Origin of the sequence: Curtobacterium sp. A7_M15 (genome assembly GCF_030705415.1) — a bacterium.
Classification (GTDB): Bacteria; Actinomycetota; Actinomycetes; order Actinomycetales; family Microbacteriaceae; genus Curtobacterium.
In genome coordinates, this window is the sequence record NZ_JAUZED010000069.1 from 7,593 (window position 1) to 19,382 (window position 11,790).

12 protein-coding genes are annotated in these 11,790 nt (G+C 71.7%); 4 read left to right on the plus strand and 8 right to left on the minus strand.

The genetic code is table 11. The annotated features are described in order from the left end of the window. Nucleotides 1–46 precede the first annotated feature (46 nt). The 5 genes from Q7F20_RS12590 to xseA form a co-directional block, all read right to left on the minus strand. Nucleotides 47–1,468: an aspartate ammonia-lyase gene (locus tag Q7F20_RS12590; RefSeq protein WP_305740427.1), complete on the minus strand. Its 1,422-nt coding sequence runs from the start codon at nt 1,466–1,468 to the stop codon at nt 47–49. 92 nt (nt 1,469–1,560) lie between these two features. Next, nucleotides 1,561–2,175, minus strand: a complete 615-nt coding sequence (locus Q7F20_RS12595) for a carbonic anhydrase (protein WP_305740428.1) — start codon at nt 2,173–2,175, stop codon at nt 1,561–1,563. 57 nt (nt 2,176–2,232) lie between these two features. Further along, nucleotides 2,233–2,871, minus strand: a complete 639-nt coding sequence (locus tag Q7F20_RS12600; protein WP_305740429.1) for a DUF4245 domain-containing protein — start codon at nt 2,869–2,871, stop codon at nt 2,233–2,235. Beyond that, nucleotides 2,868–3,113 (minus strand): exodeoxyribonuclease VII small subunit, encoded by a 246-nt coding sequence (locus tag Q7F20_RS12605; RefSeq protein ID WP_022906010.1) that lies wholly within the window; start codon nt 3,111–3,113, stop codon nt 2,868–2,870. Before Q7F20_RS12605 ends, Q7F20_RS12600 begins: the two co-directional genes overlap by 4 nt. Nucleotides 3,114–3,183: 70 nt before the next feature. Next, nucleotides 3,184–4,419 (minus strand): exodeoxyribonuclease VII large subunit, encoded by a 1,236-nt coding sequence (xseA, locus tag Q7F20_RS12610; protein WP_370871678.1) that lies wholly within the window; start codon nt 4,417–4,419, stop codon nt 3,184–3,186. Between the two features lie 124 nt (nt 4,420–4,543). Here xseA and Q7F20_RS12615 point away from each other — a divergent pair, with 124 nt between their 5' ends. Together Q7F20_RS12615 and Q7F20_RS12620 are read left to right on the plus strand one after the other, a co-directional pair. Continuing rightward, nucleotides 4,544–5,608 (plus strand): 4-hydroxy-3-methylbut-2-enyl diphosphate reductase, encoded by a 1,065-nt coding sequence (locus Q7F20_RS12615; protein ID WP_370871679.1) that lies wholly within the window; start codon nt 4,544–4,546, stop codon nt 5,606–5,608. Then, on the plus strand, nt 5,605–6,360 hold the full coding sequence (locus tag Q7F20_RS12620; protein WP_305740431.1) for a DUF6264 family protein: 756 nt from the start codon (nt 5,605–5,607) through the stop codon (nt 6,358–6,360). The genes Q7F20_RS12615 and Q7F20_RS12620 overlap by 4 nt, the downstream gene beginning before the upstream one ends. On the opposite strand, the gene Q7F20_RS12625 is transcribed toward Q7F20_RS12620, so the two are convergent. After that, a complete protein-coding gene (locus Q7F20_RS12625) occupies nt 6,361–6,951 on the minus strand; it encodes a TetR family transcriptional regulator (protein WP_305740432.1) in 591 nt (196 codons plus the stop codon). Nucleotides 6,952–7,037: 86 nt separating this feature from the next. On the opposite strand from Q7F20_RS12625, the gene Q7F20_RS12630 reads away from it, so the two are divergent. Next, complete coding sequence (locus Q7F20_RS12630; protein WP_305740433.1) at nt 7,038–8,159, plus strand: zinc-binding alcohol dehydrogenase family protein; 1,122 nt, start codon at nt 7,038–7,040, stop codon at nt 8,157–8,159. Nucleotides 8,160–8,190: 31 nt separating this feature from the next. Here Q7F20_RS12630 and Q7F20_RS12635 read toward each other — a convergent pair whose 3' ends face one another. Both Q7F20_RS12635 and fbaA read right to left on the minus strand, forming a co-directional pair. Further along, nucleotides 8,191–9,450, minus strand: coding sequence for a M18 family aminopeptidase (locus Q7F20_RS12635; protein WP_305740434.1), 1,260 nt, complete (start codon nt 9,448–9,450; stop codon nt 8,191–8,193). 95 nt (nt 9,451–9,545) lie between these two features. Continuing rightward, the gene (fbaA, locus tag Q7F20_RS12640; protein ID WP_305740435.1) at nt 9,546–10,574 is read right to left on the minus strand and encodes a class II fructose-bisphosphate aldolase; all 1,029 of its coding nucleotides are present in this window, start codon (nt 10,572–10,574) and stop codon (nt 9,546–9,548) included. Nucleotides 10,575–10,732: 158 nt separating this feature from the next. On the opposite strand from fbaA, the gene glpX reads away from it, so the two are divergent. Further along, nucleotides 10,733–11,722 (plus strand): class II fructose-bisphosphatase, encoded by a 990-nt coding sequence (glpX, locus tag Q7F20_RS12645; protein ID WP_305740436.1) that lies wholly within the window; start codon nt 10,733–10,735, stop codon nt 11,720–11,722. Nucleotides 11,723–11,790 lie beyond the last annotated feature (68 nt).

Genomic DNA, 11,790 nt, shown 5'->3' on the forward strand with positions numbered 1-11,790 from the left:
CGCGGTGCCAGTTGGCACCGCGCCTCCTGTCCGTGTCGTGGCTGCGTCAGTTCGGGTGCGTCATCGAGAGCACGTCGAGGGCGCTGTCGAGCTGCTCCTCGGTGACCTCGCCCCGCTCGACGTGACCGAGTGCGATGACGGCCTCGCGCACCGTGACGCCTTCCGTGACGGCGAACTTCGCGACCTTCGCCGCGGCCTCGTACCCGATCACGCGGTTGAGCGGCGTGACGATGGACGGCGAGGACTCGGCGAACGAGCGCGCACGGTCGAGGTTCGCCTCGAGCCCGTCGACGGTCTTGTCGGCGAGCACCCGCGAGCTGTTCGCGAGCAGGCGGATCGACTCGAGCAGCGCGGTGCCCATCACGGGGATCGCGACGTTGAGTTCGAACGCTCCGGACGCCCCGGCCCACGCGATGGTGGCGTCGTTGCCGATCACCCGTGCGGCGACCATGAGCGTGGCTTCGGGGATGACGGGGTTGACCTTGCCGGGCATGATCGACGATCCGGGCTGGAGGTCCGGGATGTGCAGTTCGCCCAGGCCGGTGTTCGGGCCGGAGCCCATCCAGCGGAGGTCGTTGTTGATCTTCGTGAGGCTGACCGCGATGACCTTGAGGGCACCGGACGCCTCGACCAGCGCATCGCGGGCACCCTGCGCCTCGAAGTGGTCGAGCGCCTCGGTGATCGGCAGGCCGGTGTCGCTGGCGAGCTGGGCGATGACGCGCTGCGGGAAGCCCTTCGGCGTGTTGATGCCGGTGCCGACGGCCGTGCCGCCGAGTGGGACCTCGGCCACGCGGGGGAGTGTCGCGTTCACCCGCTCGATGCCGAGACGGACCTGGCGCGCGTAGCCGCCGAACTCCTGCCCGAGGGTGACGGGTGTGGCGTCCATGAGGTGCGTCCGACCGGACTTCACCGCGTCGGCCCAGAGCGTGGCCTTGGCCTCGAAGGACTCGGCGAGGTGCTCGAGCGCCGGGACGAGGGTGCGGATGAGGGCCTCGGTCACCGCGACGTGCACCGACGTCGGGAAGACGTCGTTCGACGACTGCGAGGCGTTCACGTGGTCGTTCGGGTGCACCGGAGCACCGGCGACCTCGGACGCGAGGGTCGCGAGGACCTCGTTCATGTTCATGTTCGACGAGGTCCCGCTGCCGGTCTGGTAGACGTCGACGGGGAACTGGTCGTGGTGGGCGCCACCGATGATCGTGTCCGCCGCCTCGACGACGGCGGCGGCCAGGGCGGCGTCGACGATCCCGAGCTCACCGTTCACGATCGCGGCTGCTCGCTTGATCCGGGCGAGGGCGACGATCTGGGCCGACTCGAGTCCGCTCCCGGAGATCGGGAAGTTCTCCACCGCGCGCTGGGTCTGCGCCCGGTACAGCGCGGACGCCGGCACCCGGACCTCGCCCATCGTGTCGTGCTCGATGCGGAACCCGTCATCGGTCGTGGCTGGGGTCTGGGTGGTGTCGGTCACGTCGTCGTGGTCCTTCCTGAGGTGCTCGCCGGCCGCGGTCGCGCCGGCTGGTGGGTGTCCCGATGGTGTCCGGGACCGGTCGTGGCGGTCGGTCAGGCCTGGCCCACGACGGTGTCGACGGCGACCTCGCCCGTGGTGAGGTCGTAGGTGGCGCCGACGACGGCCAATCTACCCTCGGCGATCGCGTCGGAGACGGCACCGGAGCGTTCGATCACCTGACGGAGCGTCGCCTCGAGGTGGGCGGCGCCGACGGATTCCTGGGGGACCTCGGCGTCGGTGGTGCGGACGCGCTCGACACTCGGGGCGATCGCGTCGACGAGTGCCTGCAGGTGCGGGGCGGGGACGGGCTCGCCGGACCGGGCGGCCGCGACGGCACCGCACTTGGTGTGGCGCAGGACGACCACGAGCGGCGTGCCGAGCGCGACCACGGCGAACTCGATCGATCCGAGCACGACGTCGTCGACGATCTGTCCGGCGTTGCGGATGGCGAAGAGGTCACCGATGCCGGCGTCGAACACGTGCTCGAACGGCACGCGGGAGTCCGAGCAGCCGAGGACGGTGGCGAAGGGCGCCTGTGACCCGGCGAGCTCGGAGCGGCGGTCCGGGTCGATCCGGCCGGTGCGGCGCTTGTCGGCGGCGAAGCGGGCGTTGCCCTCGACCAGGAGTCGGAGGGCGTCGGACGGGGTGGAGGCGGCGCGGTCGGGCATGGGGCTCCTCGGGTGCTTCAGGTCGGTCGTGGTGCTGCTGCTGCGGGTGCTGGCTCGTCAGTTCGCGAACTGCTTGCCGACGGCGGTCGCGACGGTGCGGAACGAAGCGTCGTCGGCCGTGCCGGACAGGACGACGGTGCCCTGCTCGAACGTCGTCACGAGCGAGTACGCCTGGTTGCCGGCGTCGTCCCCCTCGGCCCGGCGGTCGTAGACGGTCCACTTCGTCCCGGCGATCGTGCGGGTGCCGGTGGCAGCGTGCTGGTCGAGCTGGTTCGACACCCAGGTGGCGTTCGCGTCGATGCCCTGCTGCAGGCCGATGTACTGCTTGTCGGGGGTGAGCAGGCCGACCGTCCAGACGCTCACGCCGTCGGACGTCTTGTCCTGGTAGTCGGCCCGGTTGGACGAGAAGCCCTTCGGCAACGCGGGCGCGGCGAGCGTGACGCCCGGCACCTGCGCCTGGGACGCGACCTGGCGGTAGTCGACCGTCCGGTCGCCCACGGACGTGTCCGGACGCACGACGACCGCGACGAGGAACAGCACGATGCCGAGCGACGCGATGAGCGCCAGCACGAGGTTGAAGGCGGTCTGGTGCTGCCGCCGTGCGGTGCGGGCGGCGTCCTTGCGCGCCCACGTTTCCTCCGGCGTCTCGGGGCGACCGAGTTCGGCGACGATCGGGCGGCCGTGGGCGTCGGTCATCGCGCTGCGCCGTCCTCGGACTCGGAGGCGGCGCGGGCGGCGTCGAGCCGAGCCCGGGCGCCGACCAGCCACTCTTCGCACCGGGCGGCCAGCGACTCGCCGCGTTCCCAGAGCGACAGCGAGCGTTCGAGCGTTGCCGATCCCTGTTCGAGCTCGGCGACGACGCGCACGAGTTCGTCGCGCGCCGCTTCGTAGCTCAGCGACCGGACGTCGGGCTGCTCGGGTTCCTGCTGGGATGACACCCCTCGATCCTACCGAGCGCCCACCGACGTGCCGCCCGCGGGGACGATCCTGTGGAGGACTCCGGCGAGGTCAGACCCCGTCCGGACCGGGCCCGTCCGGTTCGAGCGTCCCCGTCGCCGTGCCCGCGCCGAGCGTCACGTGCACGGGCGTCGCCCCGGACAGGTCCTCGGCACCACGCACCACGCCGCCGTCCGCCGTCTGCACGATGGCGTAGCCGCGCCGCAGGGTGTCCCGCGGTGACAGTGCCCGGAGACGCGCGGTGAGGTGCCCGACCTCGGCGTGGGAGCGTTCGAGCCGGCGGTCGAGGAGTTCCCGGGCGCGGGAGAGGTCGCGCGCCACCTCTTCCGCGCGGGTGTCCACGAGCCACGCGGTCGAGGCCAGGGCGGGCCGGGAGCGCAGTGCCGCGATCCGGTCCGCCTCGACCGACAGGGTGTGCGACAAGCGCAGTCCCAGCCGCGCCCGCGCCTGTCGGACGTTGGCGAGTTCCTCGGCGACGTCGGGCACCACGCGCTTGGCTGCGTCGGTCGGGGTGGAGGCACGGAGGTCGGCGACCTCGTCGAGGATCGGTCGGTCGGCCTCGTGCCCGATCGCCGAGACGATGGGCGTGCTCGCCGCGGCCGCGGTGCGCACGAGCCCCTCGTCGCTGAAGCCGAGCAGGTTCTGGAAGTCGCCGCCACCGCGGGCGACGATGATGACGTCGACGGTCGGGTCGGCGTCGAGCTCGACGATCGCGGCCGTGACCTCGGCGACGGCGCGCTCGCCCTGCACGGCGGTGTGGACCGTCCGGAACTCGACCTGCGGCCACCGGAGCTGGGCGTTGCGCTTGACGTCCTTCTCGGCGTCGGAGTCCTTGCCGGTGACGAGGCCGATCCGGTGCGGCAGGAAGGGCAGGCGCTTCTTGCGGGCGGGGTCGAACAGCCCTTCCGCGGCGAGGGTCCGGCGGAGACGCTCGAGGCGCTCGAGCAGGTCACCGAGTCCGACGTGCTTCATCTCGACGACCTGCATCGTCAGCGAGCCGCCCTTGACCCAGTAGTTCGGCTTGACGGCGGCGACGACCCGGTCGCCCTGCTTGATGTCCGCGGGGACCCGGGAGCGCACGCTCGACCAGATCGAGAACGACACCGTGGCGTCCACCTCGACGTCCTTGAGCTTGCCGTAGACGTTGCCGCCGGCGACGTTCCACTGGGTGATCTCGCCTTCGACCCAGGCGGTGCCGAGCCGGTCGATCCAGTCCCGCAGCTTCGCACCGAGCAGCGCGACAGGCCACGGGTCGTCAGCCGTCGGGGGACCCTGTTCGATCGCCAATGTCGTTCCTTCCACGCGGGACGTCCATGCTGCCCGAGACCGGTGACAGCGCCCTCCGGACGGGTTGTCCACAGGTCCGAGCGCGCTCAGCCCGCGCGCGTCCCGCTCACCTATCATCGGGGACGTGACGATCACCAACGGCCACTCGGTCCCGCTCGCCGCGCCGCGGGTCCTCGCGGCGCGCGGCCGCCTGCGGGACGAACCGGTCGCCGGCACGAAGAAGGTCCTGCTCGCGGCACCGCGCGGGTACTGCGCCGGCGTCGACCGCGCCGTCGTCGCCGTCGAGAAGGCGCTCGAGCAGTACGGCGAGCCCGTCTACGTCCGCAAGCAGATCGTCCACAACGTCCACGTCGTCTCGACCCTCGAACAGCGCGGCGCCGTCTTCGTCGACGACGTCGCCGAGGTCCCGCGCGGCTCGCACGTAGTCTTCAGCGCACACGGTGTCTCGCCCGCGGTCGTCGCCGGAGCGGCCGACCGTGACCTGCACGCCATCGACGCCACGTGCCCCCTCGTCACCAAGGTCCACAGGGAGGCGACCCGGTTCGCCAGGGCCGATCGCACCATCATCCTCATCGGGCACGCCGGCCACGAAGAGGTCGAGGGCACCATGGGCCACGCACCCGACCGCACGATCCTGGTCAACGGGCCGGAGGACGTCGCCGCGCTCGACGTCCCCGATCCCGACAACCTCGTCTGGCTCTCGCAGACCACGCTGAGCGTCGACGAGACGATGGAGACGGTCCGGCTCCTGCGCGAGAAGTTCCCCGCGATCCAGGACCCGCCCTCGGACGACATCTGCTACGCGACGCAGAACCGCCAGGTCGCGATCAAGAAGGTCGCCCCGGCGGCGGACCTCGTGATCGTCGTCGGCTCGGCGAACTCGTCGAACAGTGTCCGCCTGGTCGAGGTCGCGCTGGAGCACGGCGCGAAGGCCGCGCACCGTGTCGACTACGCGGCCGAGATCCAGCAGGACTGGCTCACGGGTGTCGGCACGGTCGGTGTGACGAGCGGCGCGAGCGTGCCCGAGGAGCTCGTCACCGAGGTCCTCGAACAGCTCGCGGACGCCGGGTACACGACGGTGGACGAGGTCGTCACGGCGCACGAGGACCTCATGTTCTCGTTGCCGAAGGAACTCCGGACGGACGCGTCGGGCAACCCGACACGCGCACTCGGCGGGCGTCGCCGGTGAGCGGGGGACCGGACGACTGGTCCGCGGTGCCGGCCCGCGAGCCGGGTCACGTCGCCGACCCCGCCGTCCAGGAGGCGCGGCGCACCCCCGACACGTCGGCCGACGGTGCCGCACCGGGTCGCGTCCACGGCCGTCCCGCCCCGCAGTACGGCGAGTACGCGCCGGACGGCTGGGTGAACCCGGTCCTGGTCGAGCAGGAGCGCCGCGAGCAGGAGCGCCGCGAGCACGAGCGCCGCGAGCACGAGGCGCGTTCGGACGCCGTCCCGGACCGCGCCGCACAGCAGTCCGTCCAGGGTGGCCGGAGTGCCCGTGCCGCAGCCGATCGCCCGGGTCCGCAGGCGCCGGGCGATGCGGCACCGGCAGCGCCGCCGGCCGGACGGTTCGGCGCGGGGCCGATCGACTTCGTGCTGACCGTGGGGCTGCTCGTGATCGGGCTGTGGTCGGTCGTCGAGTCGCTGTCGATCGGATCGACCGCGTCGACCATCCGGAGCGTCGTCGAGCAGCAGTACACGGAGCTGTCGAACCCCGGCGCACTGTCGACCGCCGCTGTCGTCCGCGCGCTCGTGCTCGTGGTGCTGTTCGTGCTCGTCACGTGGTGGTCGATCCGGCGGTTGCGTGCCCGCCGGTGGACGTTCTGGGTGCCGCTCGTCGGCGGGGTGGTCTCGACGGTGCTCGGCACGGTACCGGTGCTCGTCGTCATCTTCCAGGACCCGCAGATGCAGGCTGTCCTGCAGCGGATGTCCGGCGGCTGATCAGGGTTCGAGGCCCCCGGAGTCCCCGGAGACACCGAGGGTCGTCCGCATCCGCCGGAGCACCCGGTCGAGGTGCTCGGTGAGCGGGGCGATGTCGTCGTCGGCCAGCCAGGCCTCGAGCGCGGTCTGGAACAGCTCGACGGTGAGTCCGCCGAGCACGCGAGCGGTGAGCTCGTCCTCGCCCCGGGCGAGGAAGCCCTGCCGGACGGCGTCGCGGAGATCGGCCTGCTTGCGCAGGTCCCGCTCGCGCAGGGACGGTTCGGCGTCGATGATCCGTCGAGCCGACCGGATCTCCTCGCGTCGGGGTTCGAACCGCTGCTCCGCGAGTACCCGCAGCCCGTCGGCCACCAGCGCCGGGGGAGCGGTGCCTGCCGGTGCCTCGGCGAGCACCCGGGCGGCGAGGCGCGGGATCTCGTCGTCGCCGAAGAACACCTCGCGCTTGTCGCTGAAGTGCCGGAAGAACGTCCGCTTCGTCAGGCCTGCCCGGAGCACGATGTCCGGCACGGTCGTGGCGGCGAACCCGCGCTCGGCGAAGAGCTCGAGCGCTGCGGTCCGGAGTCGTTCCCGTGCGTCGGGCGCCCATCTGACCATGTCCCGAGCCTAGATGATGACACTCGGTGTCGTCACGCTGTAGAGTGACGACACTCAGTGTCATCACTCCTGCAGAAGGGCACACCGTGTCGCAGCACTCCGCCGCCGTCCTCACCGCATCCCGCGCACCCCTCGTCACCACGACCGTCCCGGACCCCGAGCCCGCCGCCGACGAGGTGCTCGTGCGTGTCCGGGCCGTCGCCGTGAACCCGGTGGACTGGGTGGTGCAGGGGACGGGCCCGGTGACGTACCGCTGGCTCCCGTACCCGGCGGTGCTCGGCTCGGACGTCGCCGGCGAGGTGGTCGCAGTCGGGTCGGGTGTCACTCGGTTCCGGGTCGGTGACCGGGTCTTCGGGCTGGCGACCGGTACCGACCGCGGTCGTGATCCGATGCGCGAGGGCGCCTTCCAGGAGACGACGGTGCTGCTCGAACGGCTGACCGCCCCGACACCGTCGGACGTGACGGACGAGCAGGCCGCCGTCCTGCCGCTCGGTGCCTCGACCGCCGCGTGCGCCCTGTTCCAGCCGAAGCACCTCGGCCTCACCATGCCGGGCGACGGCGGTGATGCCGACGGCGACCGCGGGGTCGTCGTGGTCTGGGGCGGGTCGACGAGCGTCGGGATGAACGCGGTCCAGCTCGCTCGGGCAGCCGGCTACGACGTCGTCAGCACCGCCTCGCCGCGGAACGCCGACCTCGTCCGGTCCCTCGGTGCCGACGTCGTCGTCGACCACGGCGACCCCGAGGCCGTCGCGCAGCTCGTCGCGGGGATCGCCGGGCGTCGGGTCGTCGGGGCGGTCGCGCTCGGCACGACCTCGTCGGCCGCGTGCATCGAGGTGCTCCGACGGACCGGCGGCACCGTCCTCGCGATGGCGAGCACCCCGGTCTCGCTGGACGGGCTCGCCGGACGGCGACGTCTGTTCCCGGCGATGTTGCCCGTCTTCACCCGCATCGGTCTCACGACGGCGCGGCTCACCCTGCGAGCACGCCGCGCCGGCATCCGCTCGGCCTTCGTCTGGGGGAGCAGCCTGCGCGACGACGAGGTGGGCCGTCGCCTCTGGGGAGAGGTGCTCGGGTCCGGGCTCGACGACGGCACGCTGCGTCCGGTCCCCGAGCCGCTCGTCGTCGGCACCGGCGTCGACTCGGTGCAGACCGCCCTCGACCGCCAGCGTGCCGGGGTGTCCGCTCAGAAGGTGGTCGTGACGCTGTAGCGGATCGCCCGACCGGTGGTGCGCGGCTCCGCTACCCGGCCAGGAACGCGGCGACGGCGCCGTGCAGGGACGCCAGGTCGTCGACGTGCACGAGCTCGCGGATCGAGTGCATCGACAGCAGGCCGACACCGATGTCGATCGTCGGGATCCCGAGCCGGGTCGCCGCGATCGGGCCGATGGTCGAGCCGCCCGGGATCGTGTTCACGTTGACGAACGGCTGCCACGGCACACCCGCGGCGGCACAGGCCGTGGCCCACACGGCCTCGCCCTTCGCCTCGGTCACGTAGCGCTGGTTCGCGCTGATCTTCAGGAGCGGGCCCGCCCCCGGACGCGGACGGTTCGTGGGGTCGTGCTTCTCCGGCTGGTTCGGGTGCACGAGGTGCCCGGCGTCGCTCGACAGCAGCCACGACGCACGGAACGCGCGCGCGGCCTCGGAGCGGGTGGCGCCGAGGCCCTCCTGCACGCGGTCGAGGACGTCCTCGAGGAACGGACCGCCCGCACCCGAGGGTGTCGAGGACCCGATCTCCTCGTGGTCGAACGCTGCGAACACGGGGATGTGGTCGCCGTCGGCCGGTGCCTCGACGATGCCGCGGAGTCCGGCGTGCACGCTCGTCAGGTTGTCCATCCGGCCGGACGCGAGGAACTCGCGGTCGATCCCGATCCGAGCGGGTGCCTGGGTGTCGGCGAGGAAGAGGTCCCACGACACGGCCTCCGAACCGATGCGTGCGCGGAGCCACTCCACGACGGAGGTCCCGCCTGCGTCGCCGTCCACCCCGACGATCGGCAGCGTGTGCCGCTGGCGGTCGATCTCCTTGCCGTCGTTCACGCCACGGTCGAGGTGGATCGCGAGGTTCGGGATGCGGGCGACGGCGTCCGTGGAGACCAGCCGCACGGTGCCGTCGGCGTCGACGACCCGTCCGGCGATCCGGAGGTCGCGGTCGAACCACGTGGAGAGGAGGGCGCCGCCGTAGACCTCGACGTTCAGCTGCTCCCACCCGCCGGTGCGGACGCCGGGGTTCGGCTTGATGCGGAACCCGGGGGAGTCGGTGTGCGCGCCGAGGATCCGGAACGGGGTGGTCGCGGTCGCACCTGCCGGAAGGCGCCAGGCGATGACTGCTCCGTCGCGGACCACCACGTACGCGCCGGGTGTCGTCGGCCACGCGGCGAGTTCGTCGAGCTCCTCGAAGCCCGCGGCGACGAGGCGATCCCGGGCAACCGCAGCCGCGTGGAACGCGGTCGGGGACTCGGTGACGAACTGGGCGAAGTCGGAGGCGATGGCGTCGGCGGTCACCCGACCATCGTGGCACGGCCGTGGAGGTGACCGGACGCAGGACGGGGCGCGTCCGTCGGACGCGCCCCGTGCCTCCAGTCCGGAGACCTGCCGGATCAGCCCTTGGTGTGACCTGCCGAGCCGAGGACCTTCGCGGCCTCGCCGACGCGGGCCGCCATGGCGGTCTCGGCGACCTTGCCCCAGGCGCGCGGGTCGTACTGCTTCTTGTTGCCGACCTCGCCGTCGATCTTGAGGACGCCGTCGTAGTTCCGGAACATCGAGTCGGCGATCGAGCGGGTGAACGCGTACTGCGTGTCGGTGTCGATGTTCATCTTGATCACGCCGTTGCGGACGGCCTCGTGGATCTCGTCGTCGGTCGAACCCGAGCCGCCGTGGAAGACGAGGTCGAGCGGGTTCTCGCCGGTGCCGTGCTTCGCGGCGACCGAGGCCTGGATCTCGCCGAGGAGCTCCGGGCGCAGCTTGACGTTGCCGGGCTTGTAGACGCCGTGCACGTTGCCGAAGGTGAGCGCGGCGATCCAGCGGCCCTGGTCGCCGAGGCCGAGCGCGTCGACGACCTTCTCGACGTCGTTCGGGGTCGTGTAGAGCGCGTCGTTCGTGCCCTCGTGCTGGACGCCGTCCTCCTCGCCGCCGACGACGCCGATCTCGACCTCGAGGATGGCGTTGATGTTGCGCGTCTTCGCGATCATCGTCTTCGCGATCTCGATGTTCTCGTCGAGCGGCACCGCCGAGCCGTCCCACATGTGCGACTGGAAGATCGGGTTGCGGCCCGCGCGGACCTCTTCCTCGCTCGCCGCGATGAGCGGGAGGACGAAGCCGTCGAGAGCGTCCTTCGGGCAGTGGTCGGTGTGCAGCGCGACGGTGATGTCGTAGTTCTTCGCGACCTCGTGCGCGAACTTCGCCATCGCGAGGGCGCCGGCGGCGCGGTTCTTGACGGTGTGGCCCGCGAAGTAGTCGGCACCACCGGTGGTGACCTGGAGGATGCCGTCCGAGCCGGCCTCCTGCAGACCCTGGAGGACGGCGTTGATCGTCTGCGACGACGAGACGTTGACCGCGGGGTAGGCGAACTTGCCGGCCTTCGCTCGTTCGAGCATCTCGGCGTACTGTTCCGGCGTTGCGATGGGCACTGCGATCTCCTTCGACGTGGTGGTTCCCCGCCGAGCCTAGCCATTGGCTCTGGAGGCGCGGTGCGGGTTACGCGCGCCCGTTCCGTCGGTACTGCACATGCGTTCACTGCGTTCCTGACCGGCCCGCCTCGCGGCTGGCGATCGGTACGCTGGGGGCCGTGACTCCGACGACTGAGACCGGTTCCCTGTTCCTCCAGCCCGACCGCAACCTGGCGCTCGAACTCGTGCGTGCGACGGAGGCCGCGGCGATCCGTGCGCAGCCGTGGGTCGGTCGGGGTGAGAAGAACCTCGCGGACGGTGCCGCGGTGGACGCGATGCGCAAGTTCCTCGGCACGGTGAACTTCGACGGTGTCGTGGTGATCGGTGAGGGCGAGAAGGACAACGCCCCGATGCTCTACAACGGCGAGCACGTCGGCAACGGTCACGGTCCCGCGTGCGACATCGCGGTCGACCCGATCGACGGCACCTCGCTCACTGCGGCGGGCCGGCAGAACGCGATCTCGGTGATGGCGGTGTCGGACCGTGGGTCCATGTACGACCCGTCGGCCGTGTTCTACATGGACAAGATCGCCGCCGGTCCCGAGGGGCGTGGGGTCCTCGACCTCGAGAAGCCGATCGGGGAGAACATCCGCGCGCTGGCTGCGGCGAAGGGCAAGGACCTCGAGGACATGGTCGTCGCCGTGCTCGACCGTCCCCGCCACGACGAGCTCATCCGTGCCATCCGTGCGACGGGCGCCGGGACACGGCTGCTGCTCGACGGTGACGTCGCCGGTGGGATCGCCGCGGCACTGCCCGGGTCGACGATCGACATGTGTGTCGGCGTGGGTGGCACCCCGGAGGGCATCATCACCGCGTGCGCGATCAAGGCGCTCGGCGGGGTGATCCTCGGCAAGCTGCAGCCCAAGGACGACGAGGAGCGCGAGAAGGCGATCGCCGCCGGCCACGACCTCGACAAGGTCCTCGACCAGGACGACCTCGTCACCGGCGACAACACGTTCTTCGTCGCGACCGGTGTCACCGATGGTGTCCTCGTGGACGGTGTCCGCCGTTCGCGGGGCGTCATCCACACGGACTCGCTCGTGCTCCGGTCCCGCTCGAACACGATCCGCCGGATCCAGGCCGACCACCGCGCCGAGAAGTGGTTCTGATCGGCTGACCGCGGGTGGCGCGCGGGCCGGTCGCGGGCCGCGGGTGGCGCGCGGGCCGGTCGCGGGCC

Bases quoted from the DNA above. Each gene is read 5' to 3' on its own strand.
- Q7F20_RS12595 (WP_305740428.1), bottom strand. From the start codon at position 2,175: ATGCCCGACCGCGCCGCCTCCACCCCGTCCGACGCCCTCCGACTCCTG.
- Q7F20_RS12600 (WP_305740429.1), bottom strand. From the start codon at position 2,871: ATGACCGACGCCCACGGCCGCCCGATCGTCGCCGAACTCGGTCGCCCC.
- Q7F20_RS12625 (WP_305740432.1), bottom strand. From the start codon at position 6,951: ATGGTCAGATGGGCGCCCGACGCACGGGAACGACTCCGGACCGCAGCG.